The organism is Microbacterium sp. SL75 (assembly GCF_026625865.1).
Classification (GTDB): domain Bacteria; phylum Actinomycetota; class Actinomycetes; order Actinomycetales; family Microbacteriaceae; genus Microbacterium.
In genome coordinates this window covers 604,937-619,759 of the sequence record NZ_CP113067.1, presented here as the reverse complement: position 1 = coordinate 619,759, position 14,823 = coordinate 604,937, and the positions used below count along the sequence as shown (strand labels likewise).

At 70.2% G+C, this 14,823-nt stretch carries 18 protein-coding genes; 12 read left to right on the top strand and 6 right to left on the bottom strand.

The window, feature by feature from the left end; all coding sequences use genetic code 11:
- Window positions 1-74: 74 nt before the first annotated feature.
- Complete coding sequence (gene tadA, locus OVA17_RS02910; protein ID WP_267789348.1) at window positions 75-506, top strand: tRNA adenosine(34) deaminase TadA; 432 nt, start codon at window positions 75-77, stop codon at window positions 504-506.
- 4 nt (window positions 507-510) lie between these two features.
- On the opposite strand, the gene OVA17_RS02905 is transcribed toward tadA, so the two are convergent.
- Together OVA17_RS02905 and OVA17_RS02900 are read right to left on the bottom strand one after the other, a co-directional pair.
- A complete protein-coding gene (locus OVA17_RS02905) occupies window positions 511-1,440 on the bottom strand; it encodes an LLM class F420-dependent oxidoreductase (protein ID WP_267788063.1) in 930 nt (309 codons plus the stop codon).
- Between the two features lie 36 nt (window positions 1,441-1,476).
- Window positions 1,477-2,589: an alpha/beta fold hydrolase gene (locus OVA17_RS02900; RefSeq protein WP_267788062.1), complete on the bottom strand. Its 1,113-nt coding sequence runs from the start codon at window positions 2,587-2,589 to the stop codon at window positions 1,477-1,479.
- Between the two features lie 122 nt (window positions 2,590-2,711).
- On the opposite strand from OVA17_RS02900, the gene proC reads away from it, so the two are divergent.
- Together proC and OVA17_RS02890 are read left to right on the top strand one after the other, a co-directional pair.
- The gene (gene proC, locus OVA17_RS02895; RefSeq protein ID WP_267788061.1) at window positions 2,712-3,557 is read left to right on the top strand and encodes a pyrroline-5-carboxylate reductase; all 846 of its coding nucleotides are present in this window, start codon (window positions 2,712-2,714) and stop codon (window positions 3,555-3,557) included.
- Window positions 3,558-3,559: 2 nt separating this feature from the next.
- The gene (locus OVA17_RS02890) at window positions 3,560-3,847 is read left to right on the top strand and encodes a DUF1905 domain-containing protein (RefSeq protein ID WP_267788060.1); all 288 of its coding nucleotides are present in this window, start codon (window positions 3,560-3,562) and stop codon (window positions 3,845-3,847) included.
- Window positions 3,848-3,862: 15 nt separating this feature from the next.
- Here OVA17_RS02890 and OVA17_RS02885 read toward each other — a convergent pair whose 3' ends face one another.
- Together OVA17_RS02885 and OVA17_RS02880 are read right to left on the bottom strand one after the other, a co-directional pair.
- Window positions 3,863-4,534, bottom strand: a complete 672-nt coding sequence (locus OVA17_RS02885; protein ID WP_056224009.1) for a potassium channel family protein — start codon at window positions 4,532-4,534, stop codon at window positions 3,863-3,865.
- Window positions 4,527-5,969, bottom strand: coding sequence for a TrkH family potassium uptake protein (locus OVA17_RS02880; protein WP_210073097.1), 1,443 nt, complete (start codon window positions 5,967-5,969; stop codon window positions 4,527-4,529). Before OVA17_RS02880 ends, OVA17_RS02885 begins: the two co-directional genes overlap by 8 nt.
- Window positions 5,970-6,037: 68 nt before the next feature.
- Between OVA17_RS02880 and OVA17_RS02875 the strand changes: the two genes are divergently transcribed.
- From OVA17_RS02875 to OVA17_RS02840, 8 genes are all read left to right on the top strand, one after another.
- Window positions 6,038-6,433, top strand: a complete 396-nt coding sequence (locus tag OVA17_RS02875) for an ArsR/SmtB family transcription factor (protein ID WP_267788057.1) — start codon at window positions 6,038-6,040, stop codon at window positions 6,431-6,433.
- A 139-nt stretch (window positions 6,434-6,572) separates the two neighbouring features.
- A complete protein-coding gene (locus tag OVA17_RS02870; RefSeq protein WP_103205849.1) occupies window positions 6,573-6,764 on the top strand; it encodes a helix-turn-helix domain-containing protein in 192 nt (63 codons plus the stop codon).
- Between the two features lie 82 nt (window positions 6,765-6,846).
- The gene (locus OVA17_RS02865) at window positions 6,847-6,945 is read left to right on the top strand and encodes a 30S ribosomal protein bS22 (protein WP_003792170.1); all 99 of its coding nucleotides are present in this window, start codon (window positions 6,847-6,849) and stop codon (window positions 6,943-6,945) included.
- Between the two features lie 82 nt (window positions 6,946-7,027).
- Window positions 7,028-7,321: a rhodanese-like domain-containing protein gene (locus tag OVA17_RS02860; protein ID WP_210073101.1), complete on the top strand. Its 294-nt coding sequence runs from the start codon at window positions 7,028-7,030 to the stop codon at window positions 7,319-7,321.
- Window positions 7,322-7,387: 66 nt separating this feature from the next.
- The gene (locus OVA17_RS02855) at window positions 7,388-7,666 is read left to right on the top strand and encodes a glutaredoxin family protein (RefSeq protein ID WP_267788052.1); all 279 of its coding nucleotides are present in this window, start codon (window positions 7,388-7,390) and stop codon (window positions 7,664-7,666) included.
- A complete protein-coding gene (locus tag OVA17_RS02850) occupies window positions 7,663-7,965 on the top strand; it encodes a Dabb family protein (protein WP_210073105.1) in 303 nt (100 codons plus the stop codon). The genes OVA17_RS02855 and OVA17_RS02850 overlap by 4 nt, the downstream gene beginning before the upstream one ends.
- A gap of 109 nt (window positions 7,966-8,074) precedes the next feature.
- Window positions 8,075-9,847 (top strand): S53 family peptidase, encoded by a 1,773-nt coding sequence (locus OVA17_RS02845; RefSeq protein ID WP_267788050.1) that lies wholly within the window; start codon window positions 8,075-8,077, stop codon window positions 9,845-9,847.
- Window positions 9,844-11,838 carry a hypothetical protein gene (locus OVA17_RS02840; RefSeq protein WP_267788049.1) on the top strand — a complete coding sequence of 665 codons (1,995 nt, stop codon included), beginning with the start codon at window positions 9,844-9,846 and terminating at the stop codon, window positions 11,836-11,838. The genes OVA17_RS02845 and OVA17_RS02840 overlap by 4 nt, the downstream gene beginning before the upstream one ends.
- Before the next feature lie 41 nt (window positions 11,839-11,879).
- Here the strand turns inward: OVA17_RS02840 and OVA17_RS02835 are convergent, their stop codons facing one another.
- Both OVA17_RS02835 and aspS read right to left on the bottom strand, forming a co-directional pair.
- Window positions 11,880-12,944: an ATP-binding cassette domain-containing protein gene (locus OVA17_RS02835; RefSeq protein ID WP_267788048.1), complete on the bottom strand. Its 1,065-nt coding sequence runs from the start codon at window positions 12,942-12,944 to the stop codon at window positions 11,880-11,882.
- 74 nt (window positions 12,945-13,018) lie between these two features.
- On the bottom strand, window positions 13,019-14,356 hold the full coding sequence (aspS, locus tag OVA17_RS02830) for an aspartate--tRNA(Asn) ligase (protein ID WP_210073114.1): 1,338 nt from the start codon (window positions 14,354-14,356) through the stop codon (window positions 13,019-13,021).
- Between the two features lie 59 nt (window positions 14,357-14,415).
- Here aspS and OVA17_RS02825 point away from each other — a divergent pair, with 59 nt between their 5' ends.
- On the top strand, window positions 14,416-14,805 hold the full coding sequence (locus tag OVA17_RS02825) for a DUF6264 family protein (protein WP_324289908.1): 390 nt from the start codon (window positions 14,416-14,418) through the stop codon (window positions 14,803-14,805).
- Window positions 14,806-14,823: the final 18 nt, after the last annotated feature.

Here is a 14,823-nt window from a genome sequence, read left to right as displayed (position 1 = left end):
ACCGTTTCCCCCGCACCCCACCGCCGTCGATTCTCGGAGCTCCCGTGACGCCCACCGCCGCAGACCTCGCCGCGATGCGGCGGGCCTTCGAGCTCGCCGACGCCGCCGAAGTCGACGGCGACGTCCCGGTGGGAGCCGTCGTCGTCGACTCCACCGGCCGGATCATCGGCGAGGGTCGCAACCTCCGCGAGGCCACGGGCGACCCCACCGCGCACGCCGAGGTCGTGGCGCTGCGCGAGGCCGCCCGTAACCGAAGTTCGTGGCACCTGGCGGAGTGCACGCTCGTGGTCACCCTCGAGCCGTGCGTGATGTGCGCGGGGGCGATCCTGCAGGCGCGCGTCGAGCGCGTCGTCTTCGGGTCGTGGGATGCCAAGGCGGGAGCCGCGGGATCCATGTACGACGTCCTGCGCGATCGGCGTCTTCCCCACCGCGTCGAGGTGGTCGGCGGGGTCGACGAGGAGCGGGCCGCCGCACAGCTCCGGGCGTTCTTCGAGAACCGCCGCTGAGCGCTCAGCGCGGGAGGAGCGGCAGGACCTCGGCGCCGATCTGATCGGCGTGATCGACGTCGCGCAAGTCCATGAGCTGGAAGTAGACCCGCTCCGCGCCGAGGGCCCGCAGCCTTTCCACCTTCTCGGCGACCTGCTCGGGTGTGCCGACGATGTTCGTACCGTCGTCGAACTCCGCGCGCGTGCGGCCGATCGCCTGAGCGCGCCGCTCGATCGCGGCCTCGTCCGAGCCGACGATGGTCGGCAGCGCGACCGAGAGCTTCAGCGTCTGCGGGTCGCGGCCGATCGTCTCGCACGCGGCGCGGACGACGGCGAACTTCTCGGCCACGACGTCTTCCGCGACGAAGCCGATGTTGAACTCCGTGGCGTACTTCGCGGCGAGAGCGGGGGTGCGCTTCGGGCCGCCGCCGCCCACGATCACCGGCACCGGCGACTGCACCGGCTTCGGCAGCGCCGGCGCTTCGTCGAGCGCGTAGTGCTCTCCGCGGAACGAGAAGGTGTCGGCATCCGGAGTCGACCACAGACCCGTGACGACCTGGAGCTGCTCTTCGAGCAGGTCGAAGCGCTTCGCCGGGAAGGGGATGCCGTAGGCCGCGTGCTCGCGCTCGAACCAGCCCGTGCCGAGGCCCAGCTCGACGCGTCCGCCCGACATGGCGTCGACCTGTGCGACCTGGATCGCGAGGATCGCGGGGACGCGGTACGTCACCGACGACACGAGCGTGCCCAGGCGGATGCGCGAGGTCTCGCGCGCGAGGCCGGCGAGGGTCGTCCACGCGTCGGTGGGGCCCGGTCGGGGATCGCCCGGGCCCATGCGCAGGTAGTGGTCCGAGCGGAAGAAGCCGTCGAGGCCGTGCTGTTCTGCCGAGCGCGCGAAAGCGAGTTGATCGTCGTAGGTGAAGCCCTGCTGGGGCTCGGTGAACAGGCAGTACTCCACGGGGACCTCCGGGGGAACGGGCGAGTCGGGGACGGGTCAGTCGGCCGAGCGCAGGATGATCGCCTCGGTCGGCGGCGCCGGATCGGCGGGCCGACCGACGTAGCCGATGTGCGTCAGCAGCGCTCGGCGGAACTGCGCCGGGCGCTCGAGGTGCACGGAGTGTCCGGCCCCCTCGACGGGGACCTCGGTGACCTCGCCGCCCTTGTCCGCGTAAGCGGAGAGCACGTCGCGCGTCTGGGAGACCATCGGCTGTGCGGGGGCGACATCGGCGCCGGGCCAGTCGGGGACCACTCCGAGCGCGCCCAGGTGATTGACGTCCGAGAACGAGGCGTCCGAGACGATCGCGTCGGCGGTGCCGTAGATCCACAGGATCGCGGGCTTGTCTTCGAGGTCGACGATGCCCGAGACATCGAGGTACTTCGGCGCCAGCGCGTTGAGCACGCCGGTCGTGCCGGGGGCGAAGCCCGGCCAGGTCGAGGTGACGACCGAGTCGCCCGGGTAGTTGCCGGTGGCCGTGGAGGTCGACAGCATCGCCTCGACCCATACGTCCTCGTGCTCGCTCCGGTAGCCCGCGGCGACGTAGCCGGAGCGGAACACCGCGCGCGGCGAGGTCGGGGCCTCGTCGGTGGTGTCGTGGTCGATGAGTCGCTGGACGAAGTCGGGGTTCGCCGCCCCCGCACCGGCGCCGGCGTCTTCGTCGTTCAGCCGAGATCCGTCACGCCGCGTGCCCCCGAAGCCGTAGGGGGAGATGGGCGACTGCAGCGTGAGAGAGAGAACGGGGTGATCGAGCGCGTACTGCAGCACGACGGCCCCGCCCATCGACCAGCCGACGAGATGAGCGGAGGCGATGCCGAGGGCTTCGAGCGTCGCGTGGAGATCGTCGCTGAAGTCGCGGACGCCGCGGGTGGCGTCGATGGGGCTGTGCTCGGTGCGACCGAAGCCGCGCAGGTCGACGGCGACGACGCGCAGCTCGCTCGGCAGGTCCTGCATGATCTCCTGCCAGAGCAGCGAGGAGGCGACGTTGCCGTGCACGAAGACGACCGTGTGCTCGGGGGCGGTGGCGGGGTCGTCGCCGATGCGCTCGAGCACATTCACCCCCAGCCGGTCGGTCTCGACCAGGCGCGCGGTGATGCCGTCGAAGAGAGTCATCGCTAGTCCTCCGTATCGCTCGCCGGTGCTCCGGCACACCGTTTCCCGACTCTAACGCGCGCCCCTCTCGGTCGCACTCAGACTTGCCCCGCCGCGAGAGTCCGGTTCGTAGACTGGCTCGCATGACGGATGCCACGACCTCGCTGCCCCCGATCGCGATCCTCGGAGCCGGTTCCATGGGAGGCGCGATCCTCCGCGGCCTCGTCGCGGCCGGACTCACCGGGGGAGGGGTGACGGCGACCAACCGTTCGATCGCGAAGGCCGCCGAACTCGTCGACCTCGACGGGGTGACCAGCGTCGCTCTCGAGGCGAATCCGGCGGGAAACACCGACGCCGTCGCCGCCGCCGACATCGTGCTGGTGGGAGTCAAGCCCGCGATGGTGCCCGACCTGCTCGACGAGATCGCCCCGCATCTGCGCCCCGGCGCGATCGTGGTGAGCCTCGCCGCGGGCGTCACGCTCGACACGTTCGCCGCTCGTCTCGGCGAGGGCGTCGCCACCCTGCGCTCGATGCCGAACACCCCCTCGCTGGTCGGAAAGGGAGTCACCGGCCTCGCCGCCGGACCCGCGGCCTCCGCCGCCGACATCGCCGTCGTCCGGGCGCTCTTCGAGACCGTGGGCTCGGTCCTGGAGGTCCCCGAGTCGCAGATCGATGCCCTCTCGACCATCTCGGGCTCCGGTCCCGCCTACGTCTTCCTCCTCGTCGAGGACTTCACCCGGGCCGCCGTGCGGATGGGCTTCGACGACGACCAGGCGCGCCTGCTCGCGGAGCAGACCTTCATCGGGGCCGCAGCTCTCATGGCATCCGCCGATGTCGATCCCGCCGAGCTGCGTCGCCGCGTCACCAGCCCGAAGGGCACCACCGAGCGCGCCGTGGCCGTCCTGCAGGACGCCCGACTCGACGACGCCTTCACCACCGCCGCCGAAGCCGCCCTCGCCCGCGCGAAAGAACTGGCCGCCGGGAGCTGACCGTGCACCTGCGGTTCACCGGGACGATCTGGTACTGGCGCGGCCCCGCGCCGTTCCACTTCGTCTCGGTGCCCGCAGCTGAGGCCGCGATGATCGCCGAGATCGCCCCCGTCGTGACCTACGGGTGGGGGATGATCCCGGCATCCGTGACGATCGGCCGCACGACCGCGACCACCGCGCTCTGGCCGAAGGACGGCGGTTACGTCGTGCCGGTCAAGAAAGCACTTCAGGATGCCGAGGGGCTCGCCGTCGACGACGAGGTCGAGGTCGCTCTCGACATCGACGCCTGAGGCGGGCGCCGCGGCTCAGCGATCGAGCGAGGCGAACCGCTCGATGTCGGAGTTGGTCCCCGACACGATGATGAGGTCGTGGTTGGTGACGACCGTGTTGGCCTCGGCGTAGCGGAACGGCCGGCCGGGGCTCTTCACCCCCACCACGGTGACGTTGTACTTCGACCGCACGCCGGACTCGTTGAGGCCCACGCCGCGCACGAGCTTGGGCGGGTACATCTTGGCGAGCACGAAATCGTCGTCGAAACGGATGAAGTCGAGCATCCGTCCACTGACCAGGTGGGCCACGCGCTCGCCGGCCTCGGCCTCGGGGTAGATGACGTGGTTGGCGCCGACGCGGGCGAGGATCTTGCCGTGCGACTGCGAGACGGCCTTGGCCCAGATCTGCGGCACCTTGAGGTCGACGAGGTTGGCGGTGATGAGCACCGACGCCTCGATCAGCGAGCCGACGGCGACCACAGCGACCTGGAAGTCCTGGGCGCCGATCTGCCGCAGGGCGTCGATGTTGCGCGCGTCGGCCTGGACGGCGTGCGTGACGCGCTCCGACCACTTCTGCACGAGCTCGAGGTTGCCGTCGACGGCCAGGACCTCGCGGTCGAGTCGGTCGAGCTCGCCGGCGCAGGCGGCGCCGAAGCGGCCGAGTCCGATCACCAGGACGGGCGCGTCACTGCGGATGCGTTCAACCAACGATGGGCCTTTCCACGGGGAGCGCGTACAGCTGCGACCGGGACGACGCAGCCACTGCCGCAGCGAGTGTCACTGTACCAATGCGCCCCATGAACATCGTGGCCGCCATCACGTACTTCGCGGCTTCGGGGAGCTCGGCGGTGAGGCCCGTCGACAGGCCGACGGTCGCGAACGCCGAGACGACGTCGAACAGCACGTGCTCGATGGGGGCGTCGGTGATGCGGCTGATGGTGACCGTCGAGATCGCGACGATGGTCGCGCCCCACGCGACGACCGAGAGGGCGACCCGCTGCACGTCGCTCGGGATGCGGCGACCGAAGGCCTGCACCGAGGGGCGGCCCTTGGCCTCGGAGAACACCGCCAGAGCCAGCACGGCCAGGGTCGTGACCTTGATGCCGCCCGCGGTGGAAGCGGATCCGCCGCCGACGAACATGAGCATCGATCCCACGATCAGGGTGGCCCCGTTGAGGTCGCCGATGTTGATGACGCTGAACCCGCCGGAGCGTGTCATGGCCGAGAGGAAGAACGCCTGGAACGTGGTGTCCCACGCATCCATGCTTCCGAATGTGAGGGGGTTGTCGTATTCCAGCAGCAGAATGACCCCGGCTCCGGCGAAGAACAACACGACGGTGGTGATGATGGTGAGCTTCGCGTGCAGGGACCACAGGCGGAAGCGCCAGTAGTGCCGCCACAGCGTGAAGATCACCGGGAAGCCGATCGAGCCGAGGAAGACCCCAGCCATGAGCACCGTGAGCAGGAAGTAGTCCTGAGCGAAGGGTGTGAGGCCGTCGGCGTTGGGCACGAAGCCCGTGTTCGTGAACGCCATCGCCGCGTAGTACGGCGCCTCCCAGAGCGCCACGAGCGGGCTGATCCCGCCGACGACGAGCGAGGGGTAGATGAGGACGGTGAGTCCCGCCTCGATCACGAGCGTGGACAGCGCCACGGTGCGCAGCAGCTGGCCGACCTCGCCGAGACGCACGGTCTGCCCCTCGTTCACCGGACCGCCGTGCACACGCAGGGGGTTGCTGTCGCCGGCGGCGATCAGCTTCGCGCGAAGACCCAGGCGCTTGGAGATCACCAGCCCGAGGATCGAGGCGAGGGTCAGCACACCGAGGGCGCCGACGTTGACGCCGATGTAGGTGATGACGCGTCCGAGGGGGGAGAAGTCGGAGTACATGTTCAGCGTCGACAATCCGGTGACGCAGATCGTCGAGACGGCGGTGAAGAGCGCGTCGGCGAAAGGGAGGCGCACACCGGTCGCCGAGGCGGCGGGCAGAGAGAAGAGCGCCGTGAACAGGGCGATGAGCGTCACGAACACCAGCACCGCGAAACGCGCGGGGGACGCGGTCGTGAGATTGCGTAATCGGTCCCATGCCTCGAAGGCGATGCGACGCAGTCGCACGGCCAGTCGAGCCTCGTTCGGCGTCGCCGCCATGCGCCGCTCCCTTCGGTGCCCGAACCCGAATCATGGTACTCGGGCCGGGGCGCCGCTAATCTGATGCCATGGCGGACATCTTCGACGTGATCGCTGACGGAACGCGTCGCGACATCCTTCAGCTGCTCCTCGACCGGGTAACCGGTGGTGAACGGGGGACGAGCGTCTCGCAGATCGTCGCCGCTCTCGGTGTGAGCCAGCCGACCGTCTCCAAGCACCTGAAGGTGCTGCGCGAGGCGGAGCTCGTCTCCGTGCGCGAAGAGGGACAACACCGCTACTACAGCCTCGCGGTCGCCCCTCTCGACGAGGTCGACGACTGGCTCGTCCCGTTCTTCTCCATCGATGACGACCACGAACCGGCCCTTCCCGATTCGGCGATGCACGCCGCCGAGGTCGTGGGCCGCGCCGCCGCGTCGGTGAAGCACTCCTTCTCGACCGCGTTCCGCAAGCTGCCGGGGCGATGAGCCCGCGGATGCCGCGGAATCCCGGCATCCGCTCATCACATTCGTCACAGTGGGCCCATAGGTTTACAGCCGTCCCAGCCAGACCCTAGAGTGTGCTCAGCATCAGGAGGGTGAGTTCACCCGGAACGAGGGGTGAACGATGGCCGAGTTGCCGGACGTGCGGTTCTTGACGGTCGCCGAGGTCGCGGAACTCATGCGCGTCTCGAAGATGACGGTCTACCGTCTCGTCCACGCGGGCGAGCTTCCGGCGGTGCGGTTCGGACGCAGCTACCGGGTGCCCGAATCGGCCGTCGCCGATGCCGTGCAACGACCGGTGTCCGACGTCGGCTAGACTGATCCGAGGCTTTTTTTCAACGCCTGCTGTTCCCGGGGGCCGAAATCGGCACCCAGACCCCGACTTAGTGAGGTTTTCCGTGGGTTCTGTCATCAAGAAGCGCCGTAAGCGCATGGCGAAGAAGAAGCACCGCAAGCTGCTTCGCAAGACTCGTCACCAGCGCCGCAACAAGAAGTAAAGCGGCCACCACACCGAGCGCCTGTCCGATTCGCGACGGGCGCTTCGTGTATCCGGTGCCGTTCGTCTCTCCGGAGGTAAGCATGCAGTCCATCTCGGTCCACGACCTGCACGCGGGGCGTGAACGCCCCCTGATCGACGTGCGCGAGGAGCACGAGTTCGCCGCGGGTCACGTTCCCGGCGCCGTGAATCTTCCGATGTCGACCATCGGCGAGCACCTCGAGGAACTCCCCGGAGAGCCGTTCGACGTGATCTGCCAGGCCGGCGGTCGCTCGGCGCGGGTCGTCGAAGCCCTCACGGCGCGCGGACACGATGCGACCAACGTCGAGGGTGGCACGGGCGAGTGGATCGCCTCGGGCTACGACGTCGAGTCCTGACCAGCGAGCGGACACGCGCGTCGCGCACCGGCTCTCGCCCTTCCCCCGCCTTCTAGGATGGTCAGGGTGACGACTCTCACGCTGATCGGAAAGCCCGACTGCCACCTCTGCGATGTGGCGGAGCAGATCGTCGAGACGGTCGTGGGTGAGCTCCCCGAGCGAGTCGCCGACCGCGTCACGATCGAGCAGGCCTCGATCGCCGACGATGCCGCCCTCTACGACAAGTGGTGGGAGAAAATCCCCGTCGTCCTCATCGACGGGGAGCTTCACGCGCACTGGCGCGTCTCGGCCGACCGTCTCCGCGCCGCCCTCCTCGCGGCAGACACCCAAGGAGCCTCCGCGTGAGCATCCGTCACATCGTCCTCTGGAAGCTCTCGGCGGACGACGCCGACACGCGTGCGCTGCACGCGGAGCAGATCGCCGAGCGCTTGTCGGCCCTCGACGGGGTCATCGACGAGATCCAGCACATCGAGGTGGGGCGCAACGTCGTCAACCCGCAGTCGAACTGGGACGTCGCTCTGGTCAGCGAGTTCGCCGACGTCGACGCGCTCGAGCGCTACCAGGTGCATCCCGCCCACCAGGAGGTCGCGGCCTTCGTGCGCTCCGTCGTGGCGGAGCGGTCTTCGGTCGACTACCCGTTCTGAGCGGGCTCGGCCCCGACGGGGGCTTTCTTTTGCCCGTTTGTGATAACGGTTCTCAATATCGATAAGCTCTCGATCGGTTCACCCGAGCCACTGATCGAGAAAGCTGTCCATGCCCCCACGCCTCCGTCGTCGACCGACGACTTCCCTGGCCGTTCTGCTGCTCTCAGCAGCGGTCGCATCCACCGCCTGCAGCGCCCCGCCGGCGGCATCCACCGATTCCCCCGACGGTCGACGAATCCTCGTGTCGACCGCTCCGGGATGGGCCTCCGCCGCCCCCGAGGCGTCGCTCGACGCGCGCCTGACGGCCACCGTGCTGCTCACCGACTCGGCGACGGCCGCGGAGGCGAGTGCGGCGCGCTCGTGGCTCGAAACGGCCGGAATCGAGATCGTCCGAGACCGTGAGAGCATCCGCGCGCTCTCGGTGACCGGGCCGGCGTCGGCGTTCGCCTCGGCCTTCGACACCTCCTTCGGTGAGACGACCGTGGACGGTCGCGCGGCGTTCGCTCCCACCCGCGATCTGTCCGTTCCTCGCGAGGCCGGTGCCATCGAGTCCGTCGCCGGTCTCGTCGATACCGACGCGATGAGCCCCAGCACCGACGCCGCGCCCGTGCGCAGCGACGATTGCGCCGCGTACTGGGGGCAGACGCTCTCGTCGTCGTGGCCGTCGTCGGTCCAGGTCGAGCATCGCTCGAACGCGCTGTGCGGGTACGGGCCCACGCAACTGCGCGCGATCCACCAGCTCCCGGCGGATGCGCGCGGCGCGGGAGCGACCGTGGCGATCGTCGGAGTCTTCGACGATGACACGGTCGCCGCGAACACGGACGCGTACTTCGCGCGGGAGGGTCTGCCCGCTCTCCGGGAGGGGCAGTACACCCACCACGCTTCCGCGAACCCGGACGTCACCCGCTGCGGAGGTCCCTCGGCGTGGACCGTCGAGCAGCATCTTGACGTGCAGGCGGTGCGCGCGATGGCCCCTGACGCCGACATCGTCTACTGGGGGGCCGACGACTGCCTCGCCGCGACGCTCTATCTGCGCGTCCTCGACGCCGTCGAAGCCCCCGTCACCCCGAGTGTGATCTCGCTCTCGTTCGGCGGGCCCGAAGAGCTCGACACCGATGCCGACCGCACCCTGCTGAACCGCGTGCTGGTCGAAGCCGCGTCCCGCGGTGTGTCGGTCTTCGCCTCGAGCGGCAACGACGGCGACTACTCCCTCGCCGGCGACCACCACGACGAGACCGACGTGGCGACGCCGGCCTCCAGTCCGTACGTCACCGCGGTGGGCGGGGCCAGCATCGGCCTCGACGCCGACAATCGCATCGCCGTCGAATCCGGGTGGGAGGTGCAGACCCGCTTCGCCCAGAACGGTGGCATCATCCCGCCGGGCTTCCTCTACGGCGCCGGAGGCGGGGAGTCGGCCTTCTACCCGCGCCCCAGTTGGCAGAGCGAGCGCATCGCGCACGCGGGATCGGGGCGACTCGTCCCCGACGTCGCCTCGCTCGCCGATCCCAACACGGGCTTCACCGTCGCGGTGCCGCGTGACGGGGCACTGTCGTACGAGGCCCACGGCGGCACGAGCCTGGCAACGCCGATGGTCGCGAGCATGGTCGCGATCGCCAAGGCGCGCACCGGGGTGGAGGTCGGTCTTGCCGCGCCCTTCCTGTACGCCCTGGCCGGGTCGAGCGCGATTCGCGACGTCGTTCCCGCGTCAGCCGGCACGTGGTACCGCCGCGACGAGAGCACCGGTCAGCTGTGGCTCGAGACCCTCTACCTGTGGGACACCCGGCCCCAGTCCCTGCAGACCGCGGCCGGGTGGGACCCGGTCACCGGTGTCGGCATTCCGAACGGCGCCGACTTCCTCGATCGATTCGGAGCAGACCAGTGACCCCGCGACCCCGTACCCGGTTTCTCGCCGCCATCGTCGGTGCGCTCATCACGGCAGCCGCCGTCGCGGGCGCCGTCCCCGCGAACGGAGCGGTGTCGATCCCCTCGACCTCGGCCTCCGGCATCCAGATCCTCGATGCCGACGGCGGTGCGCTCCAGCAGCCCGCGCCCCTCAGCGAATGGACCAGCGGGGCGACCGCCGACAACTCCCTCTCGGAGACCGGCGACGCGCTGAAGCTCAACACCACCCGCGCGACGGGGTTGACCGCCCGAGCGGCCTCCGACGGAGCGCAGACGAGAATCGACAGCGGCCTGTTCCAGCTGCGCGACCGCGTCCCTGTCGCCTTCACCGGCCTGCGTGCCAGCTGCGGGACCGACGGGAGCACGTCGGTGACCTTCGACACGCTGACGGTCGACGGCAAGGACGTCTTGAATCCGTCCAAGCTGTCGGCGGGATACACGGTCGCGTTGCCGACGTCCGCCACGTGGGGGTCGACGCGGCTGGTCGTCGCCGAACGCACCATCGACCGCGGTCGAGCCCAGGTGACGGCCCTGCGGATCGAGGCCGAAGCGGGGTGGTCGGAGATCTGGCGCGTGCGTCTCGGCGTGGTGGCGTGTGCTCCCGCGGCGTCTGCGTCGCCCGCCCTCGTCTCGGGCGTCACCGTCACGGCGCCGAACGGGGCCGCGCTGATCCCGGGAGCTCCCCGCCTGGAGGCCGAAGGCTCGGTCGCCGCGCAGGCGGTGAGCGGGACGGCCCCGGCATCCTCCGCTGCAGACGTCTCCGTCGCTCACGCGGCCGACGGGTCGAGCGCGGTGTCGGTGGGATCGTTCCGCCAGGTGCCGGACACATCTTCCGTCGGCGAATACATGTGGTCGGCCCTACGCGTCTACGGCCTGCGTCTTTCGGTGGACGGCGACGGCTCGTCGCGCGTGAGCTTCGCCGACACCGGATCCGCCGTCTTCGTCAACGGGATCTGGATCAACACGGGAACCGACCTCTACACGGGCCTGGATGCCACGGGCTCGCCGCGCGTGCGGGTGCACCTGAACGAGCGCGTCACGCAGAGTGACGGCAGCGTACTGATCACCGCGCTGCGCTACGAGGACCTCACGGGCGCCTACCCCGCGGTCAGCCTCGGCGTCGTGCGGTGGTCTCCCGCGGCGGCCGCGCCGACGCCCACTCCCGAGCCGTCGACGACCAGCGCGCCACCGCTCCCTCCGCGTTACGCCTTCGCCGTCGACGCCGTGGGCCCTTCGGCCATCGCACCTGCTTTCGTGTCCGCACCCGGGGAGACGAAGGCCGCGCACGCCGCATCGGCCGACGCCGATGCGCAGACGGTCACCGACGGTTTCGCCGGCCAGATCAGCGTGCGGGGGATCGAGACAGCCAGCTCCGCCGGGGCGGCTTCGGTGGGGGTGGACGACCTCGTCCTGTACCCCGGGACGGCGATGGAGGTGTCGCTGCGGGACGTGCGCCTGCAGGTCACGTCGACCGGTACGACGCTGACCACCGGTGGCGGTACGGTCGCCGGGCAGACGATTCCTGCGGGGGCGGTGCCGGCGGGGACCCGCTTCGCCGTGGCGGGGCGGACGGCGGTCGTCACGCTGAACGCGCAGGCGGTCGACGGGCAGGCGCAGACCGCTGTGGCGCTCCAAGTGGATGACCGTCGCGGCCTCGGCGCGCTCGTGCGCGTCGGCGTCGTCGCGGCCGACGCTCCGCAGAGCTCGTCGGATCCGGGATCCGGGAGCCAGCCGGCACCGCAGCCTCGGCCCTCGGACGGCTCGTCCCCCGAGCAATTGACGCCCGGCCCGATCGGTAAGGACGACGTGCGCGTCCCCGGCGGTGTCGCGGCATCGACGTCGGGAGCGTTGGCGAAGACCGGTGCGGATGTCTCTGCCGTTCCCGGGCTGATCGTCGCGGGGGCGTTCGCGGCCGTCGGTGGCGCGGTCCTGATCGTCTTCACCCGACGCCGTCGCCAGGGACGCCGCTGAGGGGAGGGGGCTCCGGCAGTGCACCGGAGCCCCCTTCTCGGTCAGCCGATCGGGCGAACGGTCGCCGGCACGATCGCGAGCGCGAGGCGTACCGCGTCCCGGTCCTCGAGTCGTCGTCCCGGAGCGTGCTCGACGACGACGCGGCTTCCATCGCTGGTGAGAATCGTCGAACGGCGGACGCTGCCGAGGAAGGTCGAGTCCTCGACCACTCCATCTACCCCGGGCGAATCCGCTCCGACCAGCAGGACGTTCTCGGGGCGCACGACGACCTCGCAGTGACCGTCGTGCGCGGACTCCGCGAGCGGGAGCTCCTGGCCCCACACCTCGACGGTCAGACCTTCGACGATCCCCGGGACCGCGCTCACCGGTCCGAGGACCTCGGCTACCGCGGCATCCGCGATGCGCGCATAGACCTCGTCGGGACCGCCCGCGGCCGCGATGCGGCCTCGGTCCATGACGACGAGATGGTCGGCGACGGCCGCGGCCTCGGCGGTGTCTCGCGTCGCCCAGAGGGTCGTGACACCTCGGTCGCGGAGTTCGCGGAGCAGCCGGTCCCGCATCTCGGCGCGCGCGGTCGTGTGCAGCGCCGCGAGCGCGTCGTCGAGGAGGAGGGCCCGGGGTCGCCCGGCCAGCGTGCGCGCCAGCGCCCAGCGTTGCCGATCACCGAGCGAGAGGCGGTGCACGCTCTTGTCGGCGGAGCCGAGGCCCAGGAGGTCGAGGAGTCGATCGGTCTCCTTCTCGGGGTCGTCATCGCCGGCGTGCCGAGCCGCTGCGACGATCGCCGCACGGACGCGTCCGAACCGCGCGACGGGCGTGCGGTCGCGAACCTCCGGGATGCGCGGCGCTGCAGCCCCCGAGCGTCCCTCGACCGTCACCGTGCCGGCATCCGGTCGTTGCGTGCCGCTCACGACGCGCAGCAGGGTCGAGGCGCCGCAGCCCGACGGCCCGACGACGGCGACGATCGTGCCGGGGGCGACATCGAGATCGATGCCGCGGAGGACCGGCACTCCGGCGCGTTCGCGGTGCACGCCCCGGAGCGAGATGGACCACCCCGGGCCCGGCGACTCCCCGACGGGTGTCGGATCCACGGGGGTGACGGCGACCATTTGCTCACGCTAAAGAGAGCGCGTGACGCACGAACGCCCGGGGGGTGAACCCCGGGCGTCGTCCACTCGAACCTTTACGGAGCGAGGCGGGTGGGTCCGCGGAAGAGGAAGGTGACCTCGCGGATCGACGACTCGCCGAGCATCAGCATCAGGATGCGCGCGAGGCCCATGCCGAAGCCACCGTGCGGCGGGGCGCCGAAGCGGAAGAAGTCGAGGTAGAAGTCGAGGTGCTCGGGGTCGAGACCCTTCTCTTTCGCCTGCTCGATCAGCACGTCGACGCGGTGCTCGCGCTGCGCGCCGGTCGTGATCTCGACGCCGTTGAACAGCAGGTCGTACGACTTGGTGAGACCGGTCTCTTCGTCGCGCATGTGGTAGAAGGCGCGGATCTCGGGGTGGTAGTCGGTGATGAACACGAACGGGTGGCCGAAGGTCTCGCGCACGTGCGCGGCGATCTGCCGCTCGCCCTCGGGGTCGAGGTCGCCGTCGGTGCGGGGGATGTCGTAGCCGCGGGCGGCGACGATCTCGCGGGCCTCTGCCAGCGGGATGCGCGGGAACGGCACGGCGGGCACCTCGACCTCGACGCCGAACAGCTCGCGGATCTCGTCGCCGTGCTTGTCGGCCACGGCCTGGAACGCCGTGTGCAGGAGCTCCTCCTGCATCCGGGCGACGTCCTCGTGGGAGTCGATCCAGCTGATCTCGGCGTCGATGGAGGTGAACTCGGTCGCGTGACGGCTGGTGAACGAGGGGTCGGCGCGGAAGGCGGGCGCGATCTCGAAGATCTTGCCGAAGCCGGCGACCTGGGCCATCTGCTTGAAGAACTGCGGGCTCTGCGCGAGGTAGGCCGTCTTGTCCTCGAAGTAGGGCACCTCGAACAGCTCGGCGTTGGACTCCGAGGGGGATGCCATGAGCTTGGGGGAGTGCACCTCGATGTAGTCGCGCTCCACCCAGTACGTGCGCATGGCGTGCTCGAGGGTCGTCTGCACGCGGAAGATGAGGTTGTTGCGGCGCTGACGCAGGTCGATGAAGCGCCAGTCCATCCGCTTGTCGGGGCTGCTGTCGGCGGCGATCGGGGTCTCGGGGTTTGCGGCGGCCGCGATCTCGAGCTCGCCGACCTTGATCTCGACGCCGCCGAGCTTGACGCGCTCGTCGTGCTTGAGCTCGCCACGCACGGTCAGGAACGTGCCGGTCGCGAGGGCCCCGATCGTCTCGGTCAAGGCGAGGGCGGCGGCATCCTGCTCCGTCTCTTCGGAGGGACGCGTCGCCGGGTTGACCAACTGCACGGCGCCGGTCTCGTCGCGCAGGACGACGAACTGCACCTTCTTCTGGTCGCGCACGGTTTCGACCCATCCCGACACCTCGACGGGGCCGGCGGGGAGGGATTTCAGCTGGTTGACCAGGACGCGTTCGCTCACGATCGACCAGTCTACGTGCGTGGTCCTCACCCGACCCGGCGCAAACCTACGATGGGGGCGTGACCTTCTCGATGCCGCCCGAGTCGTTCCGTACGCTTCGGCCGGAACCGGCGGCGCGCACCTCACGCGGGTGGGACGTCGCCCTCACGATCGTGCTGCTCGTGCTGCTGCCGCTTCTGGCGCTCGCCGCCTCGTACGCCGGGGTGCTCCTGGCGTTCGCGTCCGACGCCTGCGGCTCGACGACCTGCAACACCGGGCTGATGAACATCGGCTTCTGGACGGCGGTCATCTCGCCCTGGGTCGTCCTCGTGATCGGGGTGATCGTCGCGATCGTGCGACTCGTTCGTCGTCGCCTCGCGTTCTGGGTGCCGCTGGTCACCGTCGTCGCCGTCGTCGCGGTCTGGTTCGTCGCCGCAGCCCTCGTGGGCGCCGGGGTCTCGGCATCCTGATCCGCTCGGGGGCAACCC